Annotated in this window: 24 protein-coding genes; 9 read left to right on the top strand and 15 right to left on the bottom strand. The window is 74.8% G+C overall.

Annotated features, from left to right (window positions below):
- Positions 1 to 501 carry a hypothetical protein gene (locus tag ACI78Q_RS15805; protein ID WP_456924359.1) on the top strand — a complete coding sequence of 167 codons (501 nt, stop codon included), beginning with the start codon at positions 1 to 3 and terminating at the stop codon, positions 499 to 501.
- A gap of 35 nt (positions 502 to 536) precedes the next feature.
- Here the strand turns inward: ACI78Q_RS15805 and ACI78Q_RS15800 are convergent, their stop codons facing one another.
- A complete protein-coding gene (locus ACI78Q_RS15800; protein WP_456924358.1) occupies positions 537 to 1067 on the bottom strand; it encodes a helix-turn-helix domain-containing protein in 531 nt (176 codons plus the stop codon).
- Between the two features lie 54 nt (positions 1068 to 1121).
- Here ACI78Q_RS15800 and ACI78Q_RS15795 point away from each other — a divergent pair, with 54 nt between their 5' ends.
- The 3 genes from ACI78Q_RS15795 to ACI78Q_RS15785 all read left to right on the top strand — a co-directional run bounded on the left by ACI78Q_RS15795 (position 1122) and on the right by ACI78Q_RS15785 (position 2981).
- On the top strand, positions 1122 to 1469 hold the full coding sequence (locus ACI78Q_RS15795) for a hypothetical protein (RefSeq protein ID WP_456924357.1): 348 nt from the start codon (positions 1122 to 1124) through the stop codon (positions 1467 to 1469).
- Between the two features lie 2 nt (positions 1470 to 1471).
- Entirely contained in the window at positions 1472 to 2422 is a 951-nt protein-coding gene (locus ACI78Q_RS15790) for an alpha/beta hydrolase family protein (RefSeq protein WP_456924356.1), read from the top strand.
- An 88-nt stretch (positions 2423 to 2510) separates the two neighbouring features.
- Entirely contained in the window at positions 2511 to 2981 is a 471-nt protein-coding gene (locus ACI78Q_RS15785) for a cupredoxin domain-containing protein (RefSeq protein ID WP_456924355.1), read from the top strand.
- Between the two features lie 98 nt (positions 2982 to 3079).
- Here the strand turns inward: ACI78Q_RS15785 and ACI78Q_RS15780 are convergent, their stop codons facing one another.
- From ACI78Q_RS15780 to ACI78Q_RS15750, 7 genes are all read right to left on the bottom strand, one after another.
- Complete coding sequence (locus ACI78Q_RS15780; RefSeq protein WP_456924354.1) at positions 3080 to 4087, bottom strand: sugar phosphate isomerase/epimerase family protein; 1008 nt, start codon at positions 4085 to 4087, stop codon at positions 3080 to 3082.
- A 25-nt stretch (positions 4088 to 4112) separates the two neighbouring features.
- A complete protein-coding gene (locus tag ACI78Q_RS15775) occupies positions 4113 to 5282 on the bottom strand; it encodes a Gfo/Idh/MocA family protein (protein WP_456924353.1) in 1170 nt (389 codons plus the stop codon).
- 67 nt (positions 5283 to 5349) lie between these two features.
- The gene (locus tag ACI78Q_RS15770; RefSeq protein ID WP_456924352.1) at positions 5350 to 6408 is read right to left on the bottom strand and encodes a substrate-binding domain-containing protein; all 1059 of its coding nucleotides are present in this window, start codon (positions 6406 to 6408) and stop codon (positions 5350 to 5352) included.
- Between the two features lie 130 nt (positions 6409 to 6538).
- Positions 6539 to 7723, bottom strand: coding sequence for an ABC transporter permease (locus ACI78Q_RS15765; RefSeq protein ID WP_456924351.1), 1185 nt, complete (start codon positions 7721 to 7723; stop codon positions 6539 to 6541).
- Positions 7720 to 9264: a sugar ABC transporter ATP-binding protein gene (locus ACI78Q_RS15760; protein ID WP_456924350.1), complete on the bottom strand. Its 1545-nt coding sequence runs from the start codon at positions 9262 to 9264 to the stop codon at positions 7720 to 7722. The genes ACI78Q_RS15765 and ACI78Q_RS15760 overlap by 4 nt, the downstream gene beginning before the upstream one ends.
- Positions 9265 to 9488: 224 nt before the next feature.
- Entirely contained in the window at positions 9489 to 10655 is a 1167-nt protein-coding gene (locus ACI78Q_RS15755; RefSeq protein ID WP_456924349.1) for an ROK family protein, read from the bottom strand.
- Positions 10656 to 10659: 4 nt separating this feature from the next.
- A complete protein-coding gene (locus tag ACI78Q_RS15750; protein WP_456924348.1) occupies positions 10660 to 11316 on the bottom strand; it encodes an alpha/beta fold hydrolase in 657 nt (218 codons plus the stop codon).
- A 121-nt stretch (positions 11317 to 11437) separates the two neighbouring features.
- Here ACI78Q_RS15750 and ACI78Q_RS15745 point away from each other — a divergent pair, with 121 nt between their 5' ends.
- Entirely contained in the window at positions 11438 to 12862 is a 1425-nt protein-coding gene (locus tag ACI78Q_RS15745) for an NAD(P)/FAD-dependent oxidoreductase (protein ID WP_456924347.1), read from the top strand.
- Here the strand turns inward: ACI78Q_RS15745 and ACI78Q_RS15740 are convergent.
- The 5 genes from ACI78Q_RS15740 to ACI78Q_RS15720 are packed head-to-tail and all read right to left on the bottom strand — an operon-like array spanning position 12840 to position 18819.
- Positions 12840 to 13541, bottom strand: a complete 702-nt coding sequence (locus ACI78Q_RS15740) for an alpha/beta hydrolase (RefSeq protein WP_456924346.1) — start codon at positions 13539 to 13541, stop codon at positions 12840 to 12842. The genes ACI78Q_RS15745 and ACI78Q_RS15740 overlap by 23 nt on opposite strands.
- Positions 13542 to 13546: 5 nt before the next feature.
- Positions 13547 to 14848 carry an erythromycin esterase family protein gene (locus ACI78Q_RS15735; protein ID WP_456924345.1) on the bottom strand — a complete coding sequence of 434 codons (1302 nt, stop codon included), beginning with the start codon at positions 14846 to 14848 and terminating at the stop codon, positions 13547 to 13549.
- A 4-nt stretch (positions 14849 to 14852) separates the two neighbouring features.
- Entirely contained in the window at positions 14853 to 15644 is a 792-nt protein-coding gene (locus ACI78Q_RS15730) for an SDR family NAD(P)-dependent oxidoreductase (protein WP_456924344.1), read from the bottom strand.
- A gap of 41 nt (positions 15645 to 15685) precedes the next feature.
- Positions 15686 to 16849, bottom strand: coding sequence for a carboxylate-amine ligase (locus tag ACI78Q_RS15725; RefSeq protein ID WP_456924343.1), 1164 nt, complete (start codon positions 16847 to 16849; stop codon positions 15686 to 15688).
- Positions 16846 to 18819, bottom strand: a complete 1974-nt coding sequence (locus ACI78Q_RS15720) for an alpha-amylase family protein (RefSeq protein WP_456924342.1) — start codon at positions 18817 to 18819, stop codon at positions 16846 to 16848. Before ACI78Q_RS15720 ends, ACI78Q_RS15725 begins: the two co-directional genes overlap by 4 nt.
- Positions 18820 to 18922: 103 nt before the next feature.
- On the opposite strand from ACI78Q_RS15720, the gene ACI78Q_RS15715 reads away from it, so the two are divergent.
- The 3 genes from ACI78Q_RS15715 (at position 18923) to ACI78Q_RS15705 (ending at position 22414) form a co-directional block, all read left to right on the top strand.
- Positions 18923 to 19873, top strand: coding sequence for a S1C family serine protease (locus ACI78Q_RS15715; protein ID WP_456924341.1), 951 nt, complete (start codon positions 18923 to 18925; stop codon positions 19871 to 19873).
- 125 nt (positions 19874 to 19998) lie between these two features.
- The gene (locus tag ACI78Q_RS15710; protein WP_456924340.1) at positions 19999 to 20931 is read left to right on the top strand and encodes a GGDEF domain-containing protein; all 933 of its coding nucleotides are present in this window, start codon (positions 19999 to 20001) and stop codon (positions 20929 to 20931) included.
- Between the two features lie 85 nt (positions 20932 to 21016).
- The gene (locus ACI78Q_RS15705; RefSeq protein WP_456924339.1) at positions 21017 to 22414 is read left to right on the top strand and encodes an NAD(P)/FAD-dependent oxidoreductase; all 1398 of its coding nucleotides are present in this window, start codon (positions 21017 to 21019) and stop codon (positions 22412 to 22414) included.
- A 4-nt stretch (positions 22415 to 22418) separates the two neighbouring features.
- Here the strand turns inward: ACI78Q_RS15705 and ACI78Q_RS15700 are convergent, their stop codons facing one another.
- Positions 22419 to 23231: an SDR family oxidoreductase gene (locus tag ACI78Q_RS15700; protein WP_456924338.1), complete on the bottom strand. Its 813-nt coding sequence runs from the start codon at positions 23229 to 23231 to the stop codon at positions 22419 to 22421.
- A 268-nt stretch (positions 23232 to 23499) separates the two neighbouring features.
- Here ACI78Q_RS15700 and ACI78Q_RS15695 point away from each other — a divergent pair, with 268 nt between their 5' ends.
- Positions 23500 to 23913, top strand: coding sequence for a hypothetical protein (locus ACI78Q_RS15695; protein WP_456924337.1), 414 nt, complete (start codon positions 23500 to 23502; stop codon positions 23911 to 23913).
- Between the two features lie 47 nt (positions 23914 to 23960).
- On the opposite strand, the gene ACI78Q_RS15690 is transcribed toward ACI78Q_RS15695, so the two are convergent.
- Positions 23961 to 24348: DUF222 domain-containing protein (locus tag ACI78Q_RS15690; RefSeq protein ID WP_456924336.1), on the bottom strand; the 388-nt coding region annotated here is incomplete at its 5' end.

Below are 24348 nucleotides of genomic sequence, written 5' to 3'. Positions count from 1 at the left end.
ATGCGTCTGCCCATCACCCTGTCCGAGATCGGCCCACGACTCTCGGCCGGCGCGTTCATCCTCAACAGCGGCCTGGGCAAGCGCGGTGCCGACGAGAGCACCGCTGCCGGCCTGCACGGGTTCGCCGCGGGCACCTACCCGTTCCTCAAGGACATCCCGCCGCAGCAGTTCGCCAAGGGCCTGGCCTATGGCGAGATCGCGATCGGCAGCCTGCTACTCGCCCCGTTCGTGCCCACCGCGGTCGCCGGCGCCGCGCTCACCGCGTTCTCCGGCGGGCTGCTCGGCCTGTACCTGAACACGCCGGGGATGCGGAAGCCCGGCAGCCTGGCCCCCACCCAGGAGGGCCTCGCCGTCGCCAAGGACGTCTGGCTGCTCGGCATCGGCGTCGGGCTGCTCACCCGCGGCACCATCGACCGCGAGCCGCGCCGGGTGCGCAAGGCCGCCCGGACGCTGGCCAAGGCCAACCGGAAGGCCGCCCGCGCCGCCGCCCGGACCGAGTGACCCCTCGCGGGGGCGGGACCGGCCCGCCCCCGCGGTCACCCGGGCAGGAACACCTGGCTCACGATCCGCCGCCTGCGGACGCCGTCGGGCTCCAGCGCCATCCGCGCGGTGAGGACGGTGCGCAGCTCGGTGACCAGCTCCGCGAACTCCTCGTCGCTGAGCCACACCGCGATCTGCCGGTAGCCCACGCCGTCCCGCGCGAGGTCGAGCCCGCCGTCCCCCGCGCCGTCGGCGTACCGGTCGAAGTCGGCCAGCAGGGCCGCCACGAAGGTGGCGAACGCGCGGCGGTGCTCCTCGGGCGTCATCGCCGCGGCCGCCTCCCCACCCACCGAGGCCGCTCCGGTCACCAGCCGGTAGCTGCGCTCCGCGGCGCCGCGCACCTTCCGCTCCCCCACCACCGTCAGGACGCCGGCGTCGCCGAGCACCCCCACGTGCCGGTAGAGCGTCGCGGGCGGGACGTCGGGCAGCAGCCCACGCAGCTCGGCCGTGGTGAGCGTCCGATCGCCGAGGAACGCCTGCACGATCCGCAGCCGGACGGGGTGGAGGAGGAGGTCCGCGGACGCCATCGACTCACCGTTCTCATGTTTGACATTGGTCGCGATGTTGAGAATGATAGCCGCATGGCGACGATGACGACGACCCCGCAGACCCTCCGGCTCACCCTCACCCGCAGCGAGAAGATCTTCGGGCTGCTGCGCGACCTCGAGGTCCCGCGCGACTCCGTCACCTCCGTCGAGTCCGTCCCGGACGGGCTGTCGGTCCTCCGCGGGCTGCGCGCCCCGGGCCTGGGCCTGCCCGGTGTCCGCGCGATCGGCACCTGGCGCCGGCGCGGTGAGAAGTCGCTGGTGAGCGTGCGCCGCGGCCAGCCGGCGGTGCGCGTGCGGCTGGCCGGCCAGCGCTTCGACACGCTGCTGGTCGGCGCCGACGACGCCGCGGCGGTGGCCGGCGAGCTGACCGGGGGGCGGTGACGGTGCGCGAGACGACCCTGCACGTCCCGGGCGAGCCCCCGCTCGCGGGCACGCTGACCCTCCCCGACGACGGGTCCCGCCCGGTGCCCGCGGTGCTGCTGGCCGCCGGCTCCGGCCCCCTGGACCGGGACTCCAACCACCGCCGCATGCGCTTCGAGGTCACCCGCCAGCTGGCGCACGCCCTCGCCGCCGGCGGCATCGCCTCGCTGCGCTACGACAAGCGCGGCGTCGGCGAGAGCCCCGGTGACTGGCGCACGGCCGGCTTCACCGACAACGTCGACGACCTCGGCCGTGCGCGCGAAGCCCTCGCCGCCCGCCCGGAGGTCGACCCCGCACGCATCGTGCTCGCCGGCCACAGCGAGGGCGCACTGCTGGCGGCCGCGCTGGCCGCACGCGGAGCGCGGACGGCCGGGGTGGTCCTGCTCTCCCCCAGCGCCACCCCCGGCGAGGAACTGCTGCGGTGGCAGGCCCGGCAGATCGCCCCGACGCTGCCGGCCCCCGTCCGCGCGCTGCTGCGGCTGTTCCGCACCGACCTGGAGGCGAAGGTCGTGGCCAACCACGCGCGCATCCGGGCGACCACGACCGACGTCGCCCGGATCGGCGGCGTCCGGCTCAACGCCCGCTGGACGCGGGAGTTCATGGCCCACGACCCGCGCACCGACCTCGCCCGCCTGTCCGTGCCCGTCCTCGCCCTCACCGGCGAGAAGGACCTCCAGGTGCCGGTCGCGGACCTCGACGTCCTCCGGGCCACGGTGCCCGGCCCGGTCGAGGTGCACCAGGTGCCCGACCTGACCCACACGCTGCGCCGGCAGCCGGGGCCCGCCTCGCTGCGGGCCTACCGGTCGGAGCTGCGCTCCCCGGTCGACCCGCGGGTGCTGGCCACGGTCGTGGACTGGTGCCGCCGGACGGTCGCTGCGCACGACCTGCCGAGGACCTGTGAACCCCCTGTGTAGGGGTTCCCTCAGGTCCTACAAAGTTGCAGTATCTGCGGCACAGCGGCCCCCGGCGACGGAACGGGGCCACCGGCCCCGAGGAGAACCCGTGCCGCAATCGACCGGTCCCGCGCGCCGTACCGCCGCCGTCGTCCTCGCCCTCGGCCTCGGCCTGAGCGCCTGCGGTGGGGACGACGGGGGCACCGACGCCGCGTCCGACAGCACCACGAGCAGCGCGGCGGAGACCAGCAGCAGCGCCGCCGCCTCGCCGGGGTCGTCGGCACCCGCCGAGTCCGAGGCGGAGGTCGTGACCGTCAACGCGGTCGACTTCGACTTCGAGCTCTCGGAGGACAGCTACTCCGCCGGCACGTACACCTTCGAGGTGACCAACACCGGCAACATGCCGCACAACTTCGTCGTCGAGAAGGACGGCGAGGACGTCGCCGGCACCGAGGTCCTCCAGCCGGGCGGCACCGCCACCCTCGAGGTGACCCTCGAGCAGGGCGACTACTCCTTCTACTGCGGCGTCGGCCAGCACCGGGCCAACGGCATGGAGACGGCGGTGACCGTCACCGCCTGACCGACCACCCGACCCGGCCGCTCCCCTCGGCCGGGCCGGTTCCCGAGATCCCGGGAGGTGGGCGGCGGGACCCCCGCTCGCCGCCCACCTCCCGGGCCTCAGTTCCCGCTGGAGAAGGCCGCGTCGAACGCGGCGGCCGGTGGGTCGAACGCCAGCCGGCGCACGAAGGCCAGGGCCTCGGGGGCGCCGACCAGCCGGTCCATCCCGGCGTCCTCCCACTCCACCGAGATCGGCCCGTCGTAGCCGATGGTGTTGAGCATCCGGAAGCACGCCTCCCACGGGACGTCGCCGTGGCCGGTGGAGACGAAGTCCCAGCCGCGCCGCGGGTCGGCCCAGGGCAGGTGCGAGCCCATCCGGCCGTTGCGGCCGTTGCCCACCTGCCTCTTCGCGTCCTTGCAGTCGACGTGGTAGATCCGGTCCTTGAAGTCCCAGAGGAAGCCGACCGGGTCGAGGTCCTGCCAGACGAAGTGGCTGGGATCCCAGTTCAGCCCGAAGGCCTCCCGGTGCCCGACCGCCTCCAGCGCGCGGACCGTCGTCCAGTAGTCGTAGGCGATCTCCGACGGGTGGACCTCGTGGGCGAAGCGGACACCCACCTCGTCGAAGACGTCGAGGATGGGGTTCCAGCGAGCGGCGAAGTCGGCGTAGCCGTCCTCGATCATCGACTCGGGCACCGGCGGGAACATCGCGACGGTCTTCCAGATCTTCGACCCGGTGAACCCGACGACGACGTCGACGCCCAGCTTCGCCGCGGCGCGGGCGGTCGTCTTCATCTCCTCGGCCGCCCGCTGCCGGACGCCCTCGGGGTCTCCGTCGCCCCACACCCGCGGGTGCACCATGCCGCGGTGCCGCTCGTCGATCGGGTCGTCACAGACGGCCTGGCCGTTGAGGTGGTTGGAGATGGCGAAGACCCGCAGCCCGTACTTCTCCAGCAGCGCCTTGCGGTCGGCGACGTAGGAGTCGTCGTTCGCGGCGCGCTCGACGTCGAGGTGGTCGCCCCAGCAGGCGATCTCCAGGCCGTCGTAGCCCCATTCGGAGGCCAGCCGGCACACCTCCTCGAACGGCAGGTCGGCCCACTGGCCGGTGAACAGCGTGACGGGACGGGGCATCAGGCGTCTCCTCGCGGGTCGGTCGTCACTGGGGGATCCCGGTCCAGGCGGAACCGGCGGCGGCGCTGCGCTCGACGGCGTCGAGCACCCGCTGGACCTGCAGGCCGTCGGCGAAGGACGGCGCGGGGTCCTCCCCCTTGGCGATGGCGGTGACCAGGTCGACGACCTGGTGGGTGAAGCCGTGCTCGTAGCCCAGCCCGTGCCCGGCCGGCCACCAGGCGCCGACGTAGGGGTGGCCGGGCTCGGTGACCAGGATGCGGCGGAAGCCGGCGACCTCGGCGGGCTCGGTGCCGTCGAAGAACTCCAGGACGTTCATGTCCTCGAAGTCGAAGGCCAGGCTGCCGGCCGAGCCGTTGACCTCGATGCGGATGGCGTTCTTGCGGCCGAGGGCGAAGCGGGTGGCCTCGAAGCTGGCCAGCGCGCCGCCGCTGAACCGGCCGATGAACAGGGCCGCGTCGTCCACGGTGACGGTGCCCGTCTCCGAGCCCCCGACCCCCGACAGCTTGCCGGTCTCCGCCGGCAGCGGGCGCTCCTTGACGAAGGTCTCCAGCAGTGCGCTGACGCCGGTGACCCGCTGCCCGGTGATGTACTGCGTCAGGTCGACGACGTGCGCGCCGATGTCTCCCAGCGCCCCCGAGCCGGCCTTGTCCTTCTCCAGCCGCCACGACATCGGCGCGGCCGGGTCGGCGATCCAGTCCTGCAGGTACTGGGCGCGCACGTGCCGGATCTCCCCGAGCCGGCCCTCGGCCACCAACTGCCGGGCCAGCCCGATCGCCGGCACCCGGCGGTAGGTGAAGCCGACCATCGACCGCACCCCGCGCCGGGCGGCCCGCGCGGCGGCCTCGGCCATCGCCTCGGCCTCCGCGACGGTGTTGGCCAGCGGCTTCTCGCAGAGCACGTGCTTGCCGGCGTCCAGCGCGGCGATCGCGATCTCGGCGTGCGTGTTGCCGGGTGTGCAGACGTCGACGAGGTCGACGTCGGGGCGCTCGACCACGCGGCGCCAGTCGGTCTCGGTGCCCGCCCAGCCCAGCTTGCGGGCGGCGTCGCCGACCCGGACGGGGTCCCGGCCCGCGAGGACCGTGAGCTCGGGCTGCAGCGGGAGGTCGAAGAAGTGCGGGGCGGTGCGCCAGGCCTGCGAGTGCGCGGCGCCCATGAAGGCGTAGCCGATCAGGCCGACGCCGAGGGTGGGGGTCATCGGGAGGGCTCCTCGGTTGGCGGGGCCGCCGGGTGGGCTCGCTGCCCACCCGGCGACCCCACGTCGATCAGGACTCGAAGGCGCGGTCGATGTACTGGTCGACGTTCTCGGCGGTGACCACCGGAGCGTCGAGCACGGTCCGCCGCGGGACACCCTGCGAGGTCAGGTCCGACAGGCTCTTCTCCTGGGCGATGAGCCGGGCGAGCTTGATGCCGTCGGCGGCCTGGGTGTGCGGGTAGATGACGGTGGCCTGCAGGACCGACTCGCCGGACTCGATCTCGCGCATGGCGTTGGCCGAGCCCGCACCCCCGACCATGATGAACTCGTCGCGGCCGGCGTTCTGGATGGCGGCCAGGACGCCGACGCCCTGGTCGTCGTCGTGGTTCCAGAGCGCGTCGATCTGCGGAGCGGCCTGCAGCAGGTTCGCCGCCGCCTCCTCGCCGCCCTCGACGGTGAAGTCCGCCGCCACGCGGTTGGCGACCGACAGGCCGCACTCGCTGAGCGCGTCGGCGAAGCCCTGGCTGCGGTCCTGGGTCAGCGGCAGCGAGTCGATGCCGGCGATCTCGGCGACGACGGCGTTGGGGTTGTCGCCCACCTGCTCGCAGACGTAGGTGCCGGCCGAGACGCCCATGCCGTAGTTGTCGCCGAGGATCGTGGCGCGCGCGGCGAACGGGCTGTTGAACTCGCGGTCGACGTTGATGACCGGGATCCCGGCCTCCATCGCCTGCAGCGCGACCGGGGTCAGCGCGGCGCCGTCGAAGGGCAGCAGCACGATCGCGTCGACGCCGTCGTTGATGAACGTCTCGACCTGGCTGATCTGGGTGCCGACGTCGTTGGTGCCCTCGGCGACGGTGAGCTCGACGTCCTCGTACTCCTCGGCAGCGGCCCGGGCGGCCTCGGTGATGCCGGCCATCCAGCCGTGGTCGGCGGCCGGGGCCGAGAAGCCGATGCGGACGGTGTCGCCGGTCTCGTCGTTCGAGCTGGCGGCGTTGTTCCCGCCGCCGTCCCCGCCGGAGCTCTCCTCGGGGGTGTTGCTCGTGCAGCCGGCGATCAGGGCGCCGGCGCCCACGAGAGCCACCGCGGTGGACGTCAGGCGCCGGTAGGGGCGCCGCCTCGCTGCAGACATGTCATCTCCTCGAAGGACAAGCCTCCCTGGCAGGGACTCGGCCAGGTGGTGGTGCGTCGGTGGTTCACCCCGCCGGGCCGGCGGGGGTGGTGCGGCTGGGGGCGGACGGCGGCTGCCGCCCGCGGGCGGGTCAGGGTCGGGGGCGGTCGGTGGTCGCGCCGGGCGGGGTGCCGCCGGGCCCACCGGGGACCGACCCACCGGACACCGCACCGGCCGGTGCGCCGGCGGTCGGGGAGGTGGTCGGCCCGGATCCTCTGCCGAGCCGGCCGAGGCTGAAGCTGCCGGTCGCCAGCCGCATCTGCAGCAGGACGGCGACGACGATGATCACGCCCTTGGCGACCGCCTGCGCCGAGCTGGACAGGTTGTTCAGCGTGAACACGTTGTTGAGCGTCGTGAAGATCAGGACGCCGAGGACGGTGCCGACGATCGTGCCGCGGCCACCGATGAGCAGCGTGCCGCCGATGACGACCGCCGCGATCGCGTCCAGCTCGTACAGCGTGCCGTGGGTGGAGCTGCCGGTCGTCGTCCGGGCCATGAGCATGACCGCGGCGATGCCGCAGGCGACGCCGGAGAGGACGTAGAGCCACATCGTGTGCCGCTGCACCCGGATGCCGGCCAGGCGGGCGGCCTCGGCGTTGCCGCCGACGGCGAAGGTGCGCCGGCCGAACGTCGTCCGGTTGAGCAGGACCCACCCGGCGATCGCGACCAGCGCGAAGATGATCACCAGCGTCGGGACGCCGAGGACGTCGCCGGAGAAGAACGCGAGGAAGTCCCGGTCCTGGACGATCTGGGTGCGCCGGTTGGCGATGATCTCCGCCAGACCGCGGGCCGCGGCCAGCATCGCGAGGGTGGCGATGAAGGCGACGAGCTTGCCGTAGGCGATGACGATGCCGTTGACCAGCCCGGCGCCGGCACCGACGGCCAGCGCCGTGAACACCATGACGATCCAGTGGAAGTCCTCGGCCATGGCCTGGGTGGCCAGCGTCGTGGCCCACACCGAGGACAGCGCGACCAGCGCGCCGACCGACAGGTCGATGCCCCCGCCGATGATCACGAAGGTCATGCCGACGCTGACCACGCCGATCACGGCGGCCAGCCGCAGGATCGTCAGGACGTTGTCGACGTCGAGGAACTGGTTGGGAGCGGTGACCGCGCCGACGACGCAGAGCAGCGCCAGGGCGATGACCAGGCCGAGGTTGCGACCCACCGGGCCGGCCAGGAAGCCGGGACCCCGGTTGCCGCCGCGTCCCGCCGCCGAGCCGGACGGCTCCCGCGAGGCGTCCACCCCGGCCGCCGCCGTCGTGCTGCCGCTCATGCCACGTCCCCTTCGTGCTGTGCGTGCGCGCCGTGGGCGGCCGCGTCCTCCATGACCAGGTCGAGCACCCGGTGCTCGTCGAGCGCGCCGGCCGGCTCCTCCGCGAGCACCCGCCCGTCGGCGACCACGAGGACGCGGTCGGCCAGGCCGAGCACCTCGGGGATCTCGCTGGAGACGACGACCACGGCGACACCGCGGTCGGCCAGCTCCCGGATCAGCGCGTAGATCTCCGCCCGCGCGCCGACGTCGACCCCGCGGGTCGGCTCGTCGAGCAGCAGGACGTGGCAGTCGCGCAGCAGCCAGCGGGCCAGGACGACCTTCTGCTGGTTGCCGCCCGAGAGCGTGCGCACCTCGCGGTCGACGTCGGCCGGCCGGACGTCGAGGGCCTGCACCTGCTCCCGGGCCGCGGCCTTCTCCGACCCGCGGGAGAGGAAGCCGGCCCGGGCGAAGCGGCGCAGGCTGGAGATGCTGATGTTGCGCGAGACCGACTCGCCCAGCAGCAGCGCCTGGCTCTTGCGCTCCTCCGGGGCCAGGCCCACGCCGGCGGACACCGCGCCGCCGACGTCCCCCGGGCGCAGCCGCCGGCCGCCGACCCGGACGGTGCCGGCGGTCGCGCGGCGCGCGCCGTAGACGGTCTCGAGGATCTCCGACCGCCCGGAGCCCACCAGCCCGGCCAGGCCGACGATCTCGCCGGCGTGCACGGAGAAGGAAACGTCGGCGAACCGGCCGCGCAGGCCGAGACCCTCGACCTCCAGCAGCGGCCGCTCGTCGGTGTGCGGCCGGGTGCGCCGCTCGGGGAAGACGTACTCGATGTCCCGGCCGGTCATCAGCGTGATGACCTCGCGGGTGGCGGTGGTGCGGGCCGGCAGGCCGGTGGCGACGGTGCGGCCGTCCTTGAGGACGGTGATCCGGTCGCCCACCTGGCGGATCTCCTCCAGCCGGTGGGAGATGTAGACGACGGCGACGTCGTGGGCGGTCAGGTCGCGCATGACCGTGAAGAGCCGCTCGACCTCCTCGTTGTCCAGGACGGCGGACGGCTCGTCCATGATGATCAGCTTCGCGTCCTGGGACAGGGCCCGGGCGATGCTCACCATCTGCTGCGAGGCCGCCGGCAGGGAGCCGACCTCCGTGGTGGGCCGGATGTCGGCGTGGCCGAGGCGGGCGAGCAGCTCGGCCGCGGCGCGGTTGGCCGACGCCGGGCGGGTCAGCCCGAGGCGGGCGTGCTCGCGGCCCAGGAAGACGTTGTCGGCGACGGTCAGCCCGGCCACCAGGTCGAGCTCCTGGTAGATCGTCGCGATGCCCAGCGACATGGCCGCCTGCGGCGTGCTCAGGGAGACCGGCTCACCGCGCCAGGTGATGCTGCCGGCGTCGGGCTGGTGGGCGCCGGCCAGGACCTTGATCAGGGTGGACTTCCCGGCGCCGTTCTGGCCCAGGAGGCAGTGCACCTCCCCCGCGCGGACGTCGAGGTCGACGCCGTCCAGCGCCCGGACCCCGGGGAAGCTCTTGACGATGCCGTGCATCTCCAGCAGAGGGGTGGTCACTCCGTGCCTCCTCCGGCGGTCGGGGCCGCGGCGCGCTCGCTGGAGCCGACCACCACGCCACCCCCGGACTTTTGCTCACCGTTGACCATTAGTCGTGTCAGGCGAGAACTTATGAGCCGGGTCACGTCCGGTCAAGCCCATCGGGAGGAGTTACCGAACCGCAACCACCGCGCCGGGGCCCCGGTAGGGGCCGGGCGCGGGGCTGAACGCCCTGCTGAGCGGGTCTACTGGGCCAGGGCCTGGAGGAGGGCGTCCTCGTCGAGGAAGCCCTCGATCGCCATCAGGGCCGCCCCGAGACGGCCGGAGAGGTCCGGCGCGTCGCTGACGGTGATCTCCAGGTTCCGCGCGGCCAGCGGCATCGACCGGCGGTACACCGCCTCGCGGATCCCGGCCAGGAGCGGGGCGCCGGCGCGGGCGACGCCGCCGGTCATCACGATCCGGTGCGGGTTGAAGAAGTTGACCAGCGCGGCGAGCACCGTGCCGATGGTGCGGCCGGCGTCGCGGACCAGCTCCAGCGCCGGGCCGTCGCCGTGGGCCGCGCGCTCGACGAGCTCCCGGGTGGTGCTGACCGGCAGTCCCGCGGCGACGGCGTCCCGCAGCAGCGCCCCGCCGCCGGCGATCGCCTCGAGGCAGTTCTCGTTGCCGCACCGGCACACCACGGTCCGACCGTCGGGCTGGGCGACGTAGATGTGCCCGATGTCCCCGGCACTGCCCTGGGCGCCCCGGTACACCCGGCCGTCGACGATGACGCCGCAGCCGATGCCGGTGCCGACCTTGACGACGAGCACGTCCTGGACCGAGCCGCCGACGCCCATCTCCCCCAGGGCCATGACGTTCACGTCGTTGTCGACGAAGACGGGGCACTCGTAGCGGCGGAACGCGTCAGGGATCGGGTGGTCGTGCCAGCCCGGCATGATCGGCGGGTGGGAGGGGCGGCCACTGGAGAACTCGACCGGCCCCGGCACGCCGACACCGACCGCGCAGACGTCGGCCGGGGTGAGACCGGCCTCGGCGAGCACCTTCTGGCAGAGCCGGTCGACCTCGGCCAGCACCGGCCCCGGGCCCTCGGCGATGTCGATCGGGTGCCCGGCCGTGGCGAGGATCTGCGCCGACAGGTCGGTGACCGCGACGTCGACGCTGGTCACCCCGAGGTCGACGGCGAGCACGCACCCGGCCCGGCTGTTGAAGTGGAGCAGCGTGGGTGGCCGGCCGCCGGTGCTCCAGCCCGGACCGCCCTCCTCCAGGAGGTTGGCCGCGATCAGCTGGTCCACCCGCGCGCTCACCGTGTTGCGGGACGCGCCGGTGAGCGCCACGAGGTCCGCCCGGCTGCGCGCACGGCCGGTCCGCACGTGACGCAGGAGCGCCCCGGCGGATGCAGATGTGTGCGCCACGCCGTCATCGTGACACGACCGCGCCACTCTCCCCCTCGATCAGCGCGGCGACCTCGTCCGGGTGGGTGTGCACGGTCATGTGCGCGGCCCCGGGCAGCTCGACCAGCCGGCCCCGCGGCGCGGCGGCCGCCACGGTGGCCGCCCAGTCGTGCGCACAGAGCCGGTCGCGGGTGCCGCGGACGACGGTCACCGGCACGCGCACACCGCGCAGGCGGACGTCGATGCGGTCCGGCGCGGCGACCCGCCACAGGCGCCGCATCGCCCGCGGGCCGGTGTGCAGCCACTGCGCGAGCACCAGCGGCACCTGCGCCCACGGCTCGCGGGCCGCCGTCCGCAGCCACCGGCCGGCCAGCACCGGCCACGTCCGCAGCCGCGGGTCGGTCGTGGGCCCGAGCAGCACCACCGCGGCCACCCGCGGGTCATCGGCCGCCGCGGCGACCACCTGGCAGGACTGCGAGTGCCCGACCAGCAGCACCGGACCGTCCCCGAGCCGGGCGCGCAGCCGCGCGGCCAGGTCCTCCAGCGGGGGCACCGGGCCGGGCAGCCCCATCCCCGGGAGGACGACGACGTCACCGGGCCGGCGGGTGCGCACGCGGGCGGAGGAGCGCGCGTCGAGCCCCAGGCCGGGGACGAACACCGGTCGCGGGCGGCGGGTGGGCACCGCTCCGGTCTACCGGTTCCCCGCGTGGTACGCCGACCAGCGGGTAGTGCGCCAGACTGTGGCCTGCATCGCGCGGGGCCGCGCACGGCCAGGAGAAGCCGGAGTGGGAGACTGATTCATCATGACGACATCACCTGAGACCGCCCCCGTCGGCACCACCCGCTCCGGTCGGCCTCGGGTCGTCATCATCGGGTCGGGCTTCGGCGGGCTGTTCGCCGCGCAGGCGCTGAAGAAGGCCCCGGTCGACGTCACCATCGTGGGCAAGACCAGCCACCACCTGTTCCAGCCGCTGCTCTACCAGGTGGCCACCGGCATCCTGTCCGAGGGCGAGATCGCCCCGCCGACCCGCGAGATCCTGCGCGGTCAGCGCAACGCCCGGGTCGTGCTCGGCGAGGTCACGAGGATCGACCTGGCCGCCCGCACGGTCACCTCGACGATCCTGGGCCGCACCACGGTGCACCCCTACGACGAGCTGATCGTCGCCGCGGGTGCCGGGCAGTCCTACTTCGGCAACGACCGGTTCGCCGAGTTCGCCCCCGGCATGAAGAGCGTCGACGACGCCCTGGAGCTGCGCGGCCGCATCTTCGGCGCGTTCGAGCTCGCCGAGCTGGCCACCGACCCGGCCGAGGTCGACCGGCTGCTGACCTTCGTCGTCGTCGGCGCCGGCCCCACCGGGGTCGAGATGGCCGGGCAGATCGCCGAGCTGGCCCACCGCACGCTGCGCCGGGACTTCCGCAGGATCGACCCGACCCAGGCGCGGGTGATCCTGCTCGACGCCGCACCCGCCGTCCTCCCGTCGTTCGGGGAGAAGCTGGGCGACCGGGCCCGCCGCCAGCTGAACAAGATCGGTGTCGAGGTGCAGCTGGGCGCCATGGTCACCGACGTCGACGCCAACGGCATCGAGGTCAAGGACGGCGACGGCCAGGTGCGCCGCATCCAGGCCGCCACCAAGATCTGGGCCGCCGGCGTCCAGGCCAGCCCGCTGGGCCGGCAGCTGGCCGAGCAGTCCGGCGCCGAGATCGACCGGGCCGGCCGGGTCTCGGTGCAGCCCGACCTCACCCTGCCCGGCCACCCCGAGGTCCACGTGGTCGGCGACATGATGAGCCTGGACCGGCTGCCCGGCGTCGCCCAGGTCGCCATCCAGGGCGGCCGCTACGCCGCCGAGCAGATCCAGCGGAGGATCGCCGGCCGCGAGCCCAAGGGCCCGTTCCGGTACTTCGACAAGGGCTCGATGGCCACGATCTCCCGGTTCTCCGCCGTGGCCGACGTGGGCAAGCTGAAGATGGAGGGCTTCCTGGCCTGGGTGATGTGGCTGGTGGTCCACCTGGCCTACATCGTCGGCTTCAAGAGTCGCCTCACCGCCGTCCTGCACTGGATCGTGAGCTTCCTCGGCCGGGGCCGGGCCGAGCGGGTCGCCACCCAGCAGCAGGTCTACGGCCGGCTGGCCCTGGAGCAGCTCGGCTCGGACTTCGCGATCTCCAAGAGCGGCGGCCCCAAGGACGCCCAGCACAGCACCGAGGACCTCACCGAGCGCCGCTCCGCCTAGCGTCCGCTCCTCCGCCGTCACCCAGCCAGCTGTCGAGGGCGGCGGCCACCGAGTCCGGCGGGACGACGTGGCCGCCGTCGAACTCGTCGTAGGTGACGTCGTACCCGGCCGCGGCCAGTTCCCGGGACACCCGCCGGCCGCAGCGGTCGACCGGGAGCACGCGGTCGCCGGTGCCGTGGGAGACCCACACCCGCGGCCGGCCGCGGTGGGCGGGCGCGGCGACGAAGCCCGGGGAGAAGGCCAGGACGGCCTCGAGCAGGTCGCCGTTGGCCAGGCCGAGGGAGAGCGCGTAGGAGGCGCCGTCGGAGAAGCCCCCGATCGCGACCCGGCTCACCGGATGGGCGCCGAAGACCCGGTCGAGGGCCGCGTCGAGCACCGCCACGTCGCGGCCGAGGCCGCCGGTGAGCAGGTCCCAGGTCCGGGCCACCGACGTCGTCGCCAGCACGAGCGCCCCGCGGGCGGTGGCGGCCGCGCGGACGGCGACCAGGCCCTGCGCCGCCGTCCCCCCGGCGCCGTGGCAGAAGACCAGCAGCGGCCGGGGTCCGTCCCCCGCGGGGACGGCGACCAGCGCCTCGGCCCGCCCTCCGAGGTCCAGCGAGGTCAGGCCGGCCGGGAAGGGCCGTCCGGAGGGGGTCGTCGCCGGGCGGCTCTCCAGCCGCCCGTCGGCCGCCTCGCGCACCGGCCTCAGACCGTGTGCGCGACCGGCGGCACGTGCTCGTCGGCACGCTCCAGGTGCAGCGGCTGCAGCGGGCGGCTGGTGTCGAGGTAGAGGAACGCGTCGTAGCGGCGGGCCAGCACGGTGGGCACGTAGTTGCCCCACCGCTCGCGCTCGGGCCGGTAGACCACGCCGATCGCGCGGTGGTCCAGCTGCCGGTCCAGCGCGGCCGGGCGCGGCCCGTCCGGGGGCCAGACCAGCAGGGCGTCCTCCCCCACCTCGTCGTGCAGCAGCGCCTCGAGACTGCCGGCCCGCGCCGGGGGCACCTCCATCCGCTGCATCTGCGCACCCCACTCGCGCCCCGCGACGACGCCGCCGCGGTGGCTGCCGAAGCCGACCAGGACGACGTCCCCGGCGCCGTGCCGCTCCCGCAGCAGCTGGCCGACGTTGACCATCCCCGCCCCCGCCATGTCCGTGGCGCGCGCGTCGCCGACGTGGGTGTTGTGCTCCCAGACGACCGCCTTGGGCGGGTGGGTGCGGTCGTCACGGTGCTCGAGCAGCCGGTCGAGGGTGTCGGCCATGTGCACGTCGCGGACGTTCCACGACTCCGCCGAGCCGCCCACCATGGCCCGGTAGTACCGCTCGGCGCCGGCGACGACCGCGGCGTTCATCTCGGCCGACAGGTGGGCCTCGGGGTCGTCGGCCGGTGCCTGCCGGCCGCGCTCCTCGCACAGGTGGGCGAGCAGCTCGATCACCGTCTGCTCGCACGTGGTCGGCGCGAAGCGGGTGGCGAAGGCGTACTCGGCGCCGTCCTCGCCGAAGGGCTCGAAGCAGGCCAGGGCCTGCGTCGCCTTGGCCACGTGCTCGGGCTCGTGCTCGCGCAGCCAGCCGACCAGCTCGTGCATCGAGTCCCAGAGGCTGTAGACGTCCAGGCCGTAGAACCCCACCCGCTCCGCCTCCGGCCGTGCGGCGTTGACCTCCCGCAGCCAACGGCAGAACCCGACGACGTCGTCGTTGGCCCACATCCACGTGGGCCACCGGGCGAAGGCGTCGAGGGTGTCGCGGGGGTCGTCGTCGGCCCCGGGGCGCAGCTTGACGCTGCGGTTGACCCGGTAGCAGTCGGGCCAGTCCCCCTCGACCGCCACGAGGCCGAAGCCGCGCTCGGTGACCAGGCGCCGGGTCAGCGCCGCCCGCCACGCGTAGTACTCGTGCGTGCCGTGGCTGGCCTCGCCGATCGCCACGATCCGCGCCTCGCCCACCCGCTCGAGCAGCGGGTCGAGGTCGGCGGGCTCCCGCAGGGGGAGCGCGAGGTCGCGGAGGCCGTCGGGCACGGTCCTACTCCGCGCTCCCGGGCTCGGCCATCTGCCGGTGCGCCTTGCTCTTGAGCCGGTCCGGGATCACCGCGTTGGCCGCCCCCTGCACCTTGGTCATCAGCGAGCCGGCGACGACCTTGTCCTCGCCCTTCATCAGCGCCTCGAAGCCCTGCTTCGCGACCTGCGCCGGGTCGTCCTTCTCGCCGGCGCCGATCTTGGTGTCCTGCATCTCGGCGCGGTCGAAGAACTCGGTGTCGGTCGGGCCGGGCATGAGCGAGGTGACCGTGACCGCGCTGTCCCTCAGCTCCTCCACCAGCGCCTCGGCGAAGGACTGGAGGAAGGACTTGGAGGCGTTGTAGACCGCCTGGAACGACCCGGGCATGGTCGAGGCGATCGACGAGGTGAACAGCACCCGGCCCTCGTTGCGGGCCACCATGTCGCGGAGCACCAGCTTGGCCAGGACGACGGTCGAGGTGACGTTGAGGTCGATGATCTCGAGCTCCCGCTCGAGGGGGTTCTCCACGAACGGCCCGCCGAAGCCGACCCCGGCGTTCAGGGCGGCCGCGGCCAGCGGGCGGCCGGTGGCCTGGACGGCGCCGTGGAGGGCCTCCACCCCGGCCCGGGTGCGCAGGTCGGCCTGCACGGCCTGGACCGTGGCGCCCTCGGCCCGCAGCTGCTCGGCGGCGGTGGTCAGCTCGGCGTCCTCGGCGTTGACGACCAGGTCGAAGCCCGCGCCGGCGAACTGCCGGGCCAGTTCCAGGCCGATCCCGCTGGAGGCTCCGGTCACGAGGGCGAGGGGACGCGTCTCCGTCATGGACCTGCCCGTACCCGCGCGCCGCGCGGCCACTCCTGCGCTCACGGGCCGGGCACACCGCCGCCCACGGCCGTGCCCTCGCGCACGACCTCGGCGGCCACCGCCCGCGGGTCCCCGGTGCGTGCCCAGGTGCGCCGCTGCCGGGCGGCGGAGGTGCCGTGCGCCCACAGCCGGTCCAGCAGGGCGGACACCTCGTCCTCCTCGCCGTGGGCCCGCAGGTCGTCGGCGAGCTCCGCGACGAACCGGTCGACCGCGGCGCGGGCCGGCACCGGCTCACCGGCCCCGGGGTCGAACAGCTCGCCGGTCAGGCCGTCCTTGGCGGCCCGCCAGCGCGCGGCGCGCAGCAGCTCGGGACGCACGTCGGGGAACGGCTCGCCGGCCTCGGCGCGGCCCGCCAGCACCCGGACCAGCGCGCGCACCAGCGCGGCGTGCAGGACGGCGGCGTCGAGGTCGGTGCAGACGTCGGCCAGCCGGAACTCCAGCGTCGGCCAGCGCGCGGAGGGCCGCACGTCCCAGTACAGGTGGGAGCCGTCGGCGACGACCCCGCTGCGCACCAGCCCGGCGACGACCTCCCGGAACCGGTCGGCGCTGCCCAGGTGCTCGGGCGGGCCGGCGTTGGGCCAGCGGGACCACCACGTGGTGCGCCAGCTCTCGTAGCCGGTGTCGACGCCGTCGTGGAACGGCGAGCTGCCGGTCATCGCCAGCAGCACCGGCAGGTGCGGGCGGGCGCGGTCCATGACCGCCACCGCGGTGTCCACGTCCGGGACGCCCACGTGCACGTGGCAGCCGCAGATGTCCTGCTGCTCGGCGAGGACCGCCCAGCGGGCCACCATGGCCTCGTACCGCGGCGCCGGGGTGAGCCGTTGCTGGCGCCACGAGCCGAAGGGGTGGGTGGAGGCGGCCAGCACGGCCAGGCCGGCACCGGCGGCGGCGGCCACCGCCTCGGCCCGGGTGGCGACCAGTGCGGCGCGCAGGTCGTCGATCGTGGTGCAGATGCCGGTGGAGGTCTCCAGCTGCGTCGTGACGATCTCGGCGTGCACGTGCGCCCCGGCGGTGCCCTGCAGCACGGCGGCGCTCAGCGACGGGCTGGGGGTGAGCTCGAAGGTGCCCGGGTCGACGAGGTGGAACTCCTCCTCGACGCCGACGGTCGCGCCGGCCCGTGAGGGCGTGGGCGCCGCGGTCCGGCCGGCCCCCGCGCCGGTCATGGCTCGGCGAACCAGGCGAAGCCGAGCCCGGGGACCACCAGCCGGCCCTCGACCACCTCCAGCGGGCCGTCGCTGCCGTGCACCTGGTCGAAGGTGCCGAACCCGGTGACGGTGTCGGCGTCCACCGTCCGCGGCTCCGGGGAGAAGTTGGCCAGGCCGACGAACGTGCCGCTGCGCGGGTGGCGCCGCGACCAGGCCAGCACCGCGTCGTCCCCGACGTCCAGCACGACGGGCTCGACCCCGCCGCGCAGCGCGAGCAGCGAGCGCCGGACCTCCCCCAGCCGGCGGAGCGCGGCGAAGACGCGGCCCTCGAGGGTGGCCGGGTCGCACCGGCGGGTGGCGGCGGACCAGTCCATCGGCGGGCGGTGCATCCAGCGGTTGTCCGGGGCGCGCTCGGGGTCGTCGAGGTAGCCGGGGTCGTTGCGCAGCGCCAGCTCGTCGCCCATGTAGAGCAGCGGGATGCCGCCGTGGGCGTAGGCGACCGAGTACAGCAGCACCAGCCGGCGGATCCCGGCGTCCAGCGCCGCGTCGTCGCCGGCCTCGAGCGCGGCCTCGATGCCGCACAGGGACGCCGCCGAGCCCGAGATGCGGGCGTCGCCGGTGACCTCGTTCTCCTGGAACAGCGCGCCGCGCGCGAAGGAGCCGGGGAAGCGGCCGGAGTAGAAGTCGTTGAGGAACCGGCGGTGGCCGAACCCGTCGACGCCGGTCGCCGCGGCGTCCTCGTCGGTGATCGCCCAGCCGATGTCGTCGTGCCCGCGCACGTAGGTGACCCAGGTGGACGACGGCGGGATCGGCTGCATCCGGCGCAGCGCGGTGCGGGCCAGGCGGGCGTCCTGGGTGGCCAGGCTGCTCCACAGCAGCACCATGAGCTGGTTGTGGTAGGCCAGCTCGCACTCGGGCCGGAAGCGGTCGTGCCCGCCGAGGTAGGGCACCAGGTCGTCGGGCGAGACGATCGCCTCGGCCTTGAAGATCACGCCGGGGGCGGCCAGCCGGGTGAGCGCGTGCAGCATCTGCAGGAGGCTGTGCCCCTCCGGCTGGTTCTGGCAGGAGGTGCCCAGCCGCTTCCACATGAACGGCACGGCGTCCATGCGGAAGACGTCGACCCCGCGGTTGGCCAGCCAGGCGATCTCGCCGAGCATCGCGAGAGTCACCTCGGGGTTCGAGTAGTCGAGGTCCCACTGGTAGGGCCAGAACGTCGTCCACACCCACCCGCCGGCGCCGCCGCAGGCCTCGGGCACCCAGCTGAACGAGCCCGGCGCCCGGTCGGGGAACACCTCCGGGATGGTGGCGTCGTAGGCGTCGGGCACCGTCCGGTCGGGGAAGGCGGTGTAGAAGCCGGCGTACGCAGGGTCGCCGGCCAGCCACCCCTGCGCCCACGGGTGCTCGCGGGCGGTGTGGTTGAGCACGAGGTCGATGCACAGGCTCATGTCCCGCTCGTGCAGGGCCGCCGCCACCGCCTCCAGGTCGGCCATCGTGCCCAGCCGCGGGTCGACCGACCGGTAGTCGGCGACCGCGTACCCGCCGTCGTTCTCGCCCTCGCGCGGCCGCAGCAGCGGCATGAGGTGCAGGTAGGTGGTGCCGAGCTCGGCGAGGTGGTCCAGGTGCGCGGGCAGCCGGTCCAGCGTGCCGCAGAAGCGGTCGACGTAGCAGACGTAGCCCTGCGTGCTCGCCCGCTGGAACCACGCGGGGTCGATCTCCCGCCGCCGGTCGAGCCGGCGCAGCGGCTCCGGCCGATCGGCCGCGGCGGCGAGGACGACGCGCAGCGCGCGCTCGACCAGCTCGTCGGCGGCCGGTCCGTAGAGGATCGCCAGCGGCTCGTGCACGTCGTACACCGCCAGGTCGGCGCGGGCGAGGAAGGCGTCGGCCTCGGCCTCTCCCAGCGCGGCGACCGCGGCCTGCTCCACCCGGGGCCGCAGCCCCGCCCATGCCCGTTCCGCCGCCTCCCGGCGAGCGGCCGCCGAGACCGTCATCGGCCCAGTATCGGGGCGCTGTTCGCCCACGGCATGACTCTCGCCGGACGACCCCGCGGAGGCGTTCACTGGGAGCTGTAATCCTGTAAGCAAGGAGGCGACCGTGTCCCTGGCCCCTGATCCCGACACCACGGCCCTCGACGCCTACTCCCGCATCGTCACCGCCGTCGCCGCCGAGCTCACCCCGCACGTGGCGGCCCTGCAGGTCACCGGGCCCGGCGGGCGCGGCGGTGCGGGCTCGGCGGTCGTCGTCCCCGGGGACCGGCTCATGCTCACCAACGCCCACGTCGTCGGCGGTGCGCGGTACGGCCGGGCGGTGTTCGCCGACGGCAGCGAGGCCGACGTCGACGTCGTCGGCGCCGACCCGCTCTCCGACCTGGCCGTGGTCCGCGCCCGGACGGCGACCCCGCCCCCGGCCGAGCTCGGCGAGGCCACCGAGCTGCGCGTGGGCCAGCTCGTCGTCGCGGTCGGCAACCCGCTGGGGCTGGCCGGCTCGGTCACCGCCGGGGTCGTGAGCGGGCTAGGCCGGTCCCTGCCCACGCGCGACGGGCGGACCGCCCGCGTCGTCGAGGACGTGATCCAGACCGACGCCGCGCTCAACCCCGGCAACTCCGGCGGTGCACTGGCCGACTCCGCGGGCCGGGTCGTCGGCATCAACACCGCGGTCGCCGGCTGGGGTCTGGGGCTGGCGGTCCCGGTCAACGACACCACCCGGCGGATCGTCGGTGCGCTGGCCCGGGACGGCCGGGTGCGCCGGGCCTACCTGGGCCTGGTGAGCACGCCGGCGCCGTTGCCCGCCCCGCTCGCCGAGCGGACCGGACGCCGCCGGGGGCTGCGCATCGTCGACGTCGTCCCCGGCTCCCCCGCCGACCGGGCCGGGCTCAAGGCCGGCGACCTGGTGCTGGAGGCCGGGCGCCGTCCGGTGGCGGAGGCGCAGAGCCTGCAGCGGCTGCTGTTCGAGGACGCCATCGGGCAGCCGCTGCCGGTGACCGTCTCGCGGCGCGGGGCGATGGTCGACGTCGTCACGGTGCCCACGGAGCTCACCGGCGGGTGACCGGACGGCGGCCCCGGTCGCCCGGCCGGGTGCCCGCCGGGCTCCCCCGTTCGGGGCACGTCCCGTCGTCGCACTGCGGAGCGTCACCGGTCCGGCCGATGCTGACCGGGACGAACGGGGGACACGTGGATCGGGATCGGCCGACTGGCATCGCACTGCTCGCGCTGCTGTACGCCGTCAGCGGGGTCCTCTGCGCCGTCGGGGCGCTCAACCCGATGTCGCCGGACACCCCGGTGCGCCTGGCGTGGGCGCTGAGCACCGTCGGGGTGCTGGGCGCCGCGCTGCTGTGGTGGCGGCGCGACCGGCTGGGCGACGGCGCGGTGCAGTTCGCCGTCGCGCTGATGTCGGCCCTCATCGGCCTGCTCGCCTGGCGTTCGGCCACCGCCGTGGGCGTCGTCGGCCTCGGCCCGTCCATGGTCGCGGTCGCGCTCCTGTGCGCCCACTACCTGTCGCTGCGCGCCGCCCGGGCACACGTGGTGTTCCTCGTCCTCGCGGCCACCGCCGGCGCGGTCGCTGCGGCCCCGACGGGCTTCGTGATGCCGTGGGTGACGATGACGGTGACGGTCGTCGTCCTGGCCGAGGCGCAGGCCCGCATCTCGGACAAGCTGCAGCGCGCCGCCGGAACCGACCCGCTCACGGGGCTGGCCAACCGGCGGGCGTGGGTGGCCGGCGCGGAGCGCAGCCTCGCCCACGCCCTGCGCACCGACGAGCCGCTGACCATCGCCGTGCTCGACCTCGACGGGTTCAAGTCGATCAACGACATCGACGGGCACCACGCCGGCGACGCGCTGCTGCAGTCGCTGGCCCGGGCGTGGAGCAGCGAGCTGCGCACCGCCGACCTGCTCGGCCGCTACGGCGGTGACGAGTTCGTGCTGTGCCTGCCCGACACGGACGCCGCCTCCGCGTCCGAGCTGATCGCCCGGCTGCAGGAGAGCCACCCGGCGTCCTGGTCGGCCGGCACCGCCACCGCCGGCCCCGGCGACACCCTCTCCGAGCTGCTCCTGCGCGCTGACGCCGACCTCTACCGGCACAAGCGGCGCAGCCGCCGCTCCGCCTGAGGGAGCGCCCCTGCCGGGGTCCTCCGGCCCTGTCCCTCCCCCCGCGGGCGGGAGACCGTGGCCGGGTCCGTCCTGGGAGGCCGGCATGGCAGCGATCGTGGTCTGTGGCGGGGGCGTCATCGGCCTGTCGGTGGCGATGATGCTGGCCGACGACGGCCACGAGGTGACCGTCCTGGAGGCCGATGCCCTCGATCCGCCGGAGACGCCGGTCGACGCCTGGGACGACTGGCGCCGCAAGGGCGTGGCGCAGTTCCGGCAGCCGCACACCCTCTTCCCGCGTTTCCGCCTCGTCGCCGAGGAGGAGCTGCCGGGGCTGGTCGACCGGCTGGATGCCGGCGGCTGCACCTGGGGGGACTACACCTCCGCCCTGCCGCCGACGATCGAGGACCGCGCGCCGCGGCCCGGGGACGACCGGCTGCGGTTCGTCACCGGGCGGCGTCCGGTCGCCGAGGCGGTGGTGGCGAGGGAGGCGGCCGAGCACCCGGGGCTCACCGTGCGACGGGGCGTGCGCGCCACCGGCCTGGTGCCGGGGGCGGCGGCGCTCCCCGGCGTCCCGCACGTCGCCGGTGTCCGGACCGAGGACGGGTCCGTGCTGCCGGCCGACCTGGTGGTGGACGCGTGCGGCCGCCGGACGACCGGCGCGGACTGGCTGGCCGAGCTCGGTACCCGGCCACCGCACGTGGAGGGGCAGACCGGTGGCTTCGTGTACTACACCCGCTACTACACCGGGCCCGAGCAGCCCCGGCGGATGGGCCCGCAGCTGACGCCGCTGGGCAGCATCTCGCTCATCACCTTGATCGCCGACAACGGCACCTGGTCGGTGACGGTCTTCGGACCGACCCGCGACACCCCGCTCAAGGCCCTCCGTGACCCTGCCGCCTTCACCCGTGTGGTGGCCGCCTGCCCCCGGCACGCGCACTGGCTGGACGGCCGGCCGATCACCGACGTGCTCGCGATGGCCGGCGTCCTCGACTGCTACCGCCGGCTCGTCGTCGACGACGAGCCGGTCGTGACCGGTTACGCCCCGGTGGGCGACGCCTGGGCCTGCACCAACCCCTCGGCCGGACGCGGGCTGTCGGTCGGGATGGTGCACGCCCAGCAGCTGCGGACCGCGGTCCGCGAGCACCTCGCCGACCCGGTCGACCTCGTGCGCGCGTTCGACGAGGCCACCGAGCGGGAGGTGACCCCGTTCTTCCGCAACCAGGTCGCCGCCGACCGCGTCCGGATCGCGGAGATGGACGCGATCCGGGAGGGGCGCGAACCGCCGCCCCTGGACCCGGTCCGGGCGCGGCTGCTGGCCGCCGCGATGTACGACGCCGACGCCTACCGGGCAGTCATGGAGACCATCACCTGCCTCGCCCTGCCGGAGCAGGCGCTGGCCCGACCCGGGCTGCGCGAGCGGCTGGAGGCGTACGCGGACGCGCCGGTACCGGCCGCCCCCGGCCCGGACCGGGCGCTACTGCTGGAGCTGCTCGCCGGGTGAGCCGTCAGGGTCGGCGCCAGTCGTCACCCTGCATGTGGGAACCGGCCATCGGGCCCATCTGCAGCATGCCGCCGTCCACCGCCCACGAGGCGCCGGTGACGTACCCGGCCGCCGGGGAGGCGAGGAACGCGATGACGGCGGCGACCTCGCGGGCGTCGCCGGGACGGCCGAGCGGGACACCGGGGCGCTCGTGTCCGGGCGCGGTCGGGTCCTCGTCCTCCTGGCCGGTCATCGGGGTGGCGATCTCGCCGGGGGCGACGGCGTTGACCGTGATGCCGTGCTCGGCGAGCTCGATCGCGGCGACGCGGGTGAGCAGGCCCAGGCCGCCCTTGGCCGCGCAGTAGGCGGCCGCGCCGACCCGCGGCTGGTGCTCGTGGACGCTGGTGATGTTGACGATCCGCCCACCCCGCCCGGCGGCCACCATCCGGCGCGCCGCCCGTTGCAGGCAGAGGAAGGCGCCGTCGAGGTCGGTGGCCAGCACCTCCCGCCACGTGGCGAAGTCGGTGTCGAGGACCGTGGACATGTGCCCGGTGCCGGCGTCGTTGACCAGCACGTCGACCCCGCCGAGCGCCTCGGCCAGGTCGTCGACGACGTCGGCGGCCCCCGGCAGCTGCGTGAGGTCGAGGTGGCGGACCTCGGCCCGGCGGCCCAGCCCGCGGACCTCCTCGGCGGTGGCCTCCGCGGCGGCCTGCTCGCGGTACCACGTGATGCCGATGTCGCAGCCGGCCTCGGCGAGCGCGACCGCGGTCGCCCGCCCGATGCCCGACTCGGACCCGGTGATGATGGCGACCCTGGACCTGCTCGCGCTCTCCGTCATGGCCCGAGGCTAGGAACAGCCGGCGCGGACCGCAGCGTGCGTGCGGACTCGGCGCGCGTCCCGGGCCGGCGAGGCAGCCGGGACGGCGCATGCGACCCGCTGGGTGGCTGCAGGTGGCCTGCGCCCCTCCGCCGGACCGGGACAGGAGTGCACGCCGCGGCGCCGGGAAGCCCTGCCCGGTCGCGTAGACCTGGATCGACGCCGGGGTCCGAGCACGTGGGGTCGCTGGCCGACGGTGTCCCTACGAGTGAGACGAGAGGAGCAGACGGTGGAAGACCAGCCCACCTGCGGGCGCGGCCTGGCACAGAACGCGGCCGTGCCGGCCGCTCTGGCCGCAGTTGCCGCCGGCCTGGCGCACCACCTCGAGGTCCACGTGCGCGCGCTCGACCCCGGTGATGCCGCAGCGGCGCAGGAACGGGGTGCCTACGAGAGAGTTGCGCAGAGCCTGCGCAGCGCCGCCGCCGATCTCCGAGCTGCTGCTGCGCAGATGGCCTCGGCCGACGACCTGCCGATGGGTGCGCACGACATCGCCGCGATCACCACGCCGGACGCCCTCGGCGCCTTCGAGGCCCACGTCGCTGCCGGGGCCGCCCTGCGTCGAGTGCTGGATGCGCGGCGTGAGGAGAACGCGCAGATGCTCGAGGCGATCCGGGCGGAGGTCGGGAGCCCGGACGCCGGTTGACGCGCCGGGCCTTCCTGGACGACGCGCGGCCGTACCCGGCCGCCACCTCATGCGGCGGTGAGCAGGGGCGGGCCGATGCGGATCTCGGTGCCGTCGGGTCGCCAGGTGCGCCAGCGGCCGTCGGGTTGGCGGTGCACGCGGAAGCCGTGGTGGACCTTGGTGTGGTGGCGTTCGCACAGCAGCGCGGAGTTCTGCAGTGACGTCTCGCCGCCGTTGATCCACTCCACGACATGGTGGACATCGCACCAGAAGGTGGGCGCCGCGCAGCCGGTGAACACACATCCCCGGTCGCGGGCCTCCACCGCCCGGCGCAGGTGTGGGGGCACGACGCGTTTGTCCCGGCCGAGGTCGAGTGGGGTGCCGTCGGGGGTCATCACGATCCGGGAGACGGCCGCGTCGCAGGCCAGCCACCGGGCGCGGGCGGCGGAGATCGCG

Source organism: Geodermatophilus sp. SYSU D00705 (assembly GCF_054050135.1).
The sequence above is the reverse complement of the archived record's forward strand: the minus strand, read 5'-3'. Positions and strand labels throughout refer to the sequence as shown.

Coding starts and splice junctions, on each gene's coding strand:
- ACI78Q_RS15775 (WP_456924353.1), bottom strand. CDS start 5,282: ATGACCCCCACCCTCGGCGTCGGCCTGATCGGCTACGCCTTCATGGGC.
- ACI78Q_RS15705 (WP_456924339.1), top strand. CDS start 21,017: ATGGCAGCGATCGTGGTCTGTGGCGGGGGCGTCATCGGCCTGTCGGTG.
- ACI78Q_RS15765 (WP_456924351.1), bottom strand. CDS start 7,723: ATGAGCGGCAGCACGACGGCGGCGGCCGGGGTGGACGCCTCGCGGGAG.
- ACI78Q_RS15700 (WP_456924338.1), bottom strand. CDS start 23,231: ATGACGGAGAGCGCGAGCAGGTCCAGGGTCGCCATCATCACCGGGTCC.
- ACI78Q_RS15770 (WP_456924352.1), bottom strand. CDS start 6,408: ATGTCTGCAGCGAGGCGGCGCCCCTACCGGCGCCTGACGTCCACCGCG.
- ACI78Q_RS15805 (WP_456924359.1), top strand. CDS start 1: ATGCGTCTGCCCATCACCCTGTCCGAGATCGGCCCACGACTCTCGGCC.
- ACI78Q_RS15795 (WP_456924357.1), top strand. CDS start 1,122: ATGGCGACGATGACGACGACCCCGCAGACCCTCCGGCTCACCCTCACC.
- ACI78Q_RS15730 (WP_456924344.1), bottom strand. CDS start 15,644: ATGACGGAGACGCGTCCCCTCGCCCTCGTGACCGGAGCCTCCAGCGGG.
- ACI78Q_RS15800 (WP_456924358.1), bottom strand. CDS start 1,067: ATGGCGTCCGCGGACCTCCTCCTCCACCCCGTCCGGCTGCGGATCGTG.
- ACI78Q_RS15720 (WP_456924342.1), bottom strand. CDS start 18,819: ATGACGGTCTCGGCGGCCGCTCGCCGGGAGGCGGCGGAACGGGCATGG.
- ACI78Q_RS15745 (WP_456924347.1), top strand. CDS start 11,438: ATGACGACATCACCTGAGACCGCCCCCGTCGGCACCACCCGCTCCGGT.
- ACI78Q_RS15725 (WP_456924343.1), bottom strand. CDS start 16,849: ATGACCGGCGCGGGGGCCGGCCGGACCGCGGCGCCCACGCCCTCACGG.
- ACI78Q_RS15780 (WP_456924354.1), bottom strand. CDS start 4,087: ATGCCCCGTCCCGTCACGCTGTTCACCGGCCAGTGGGCCGACCTGCCG.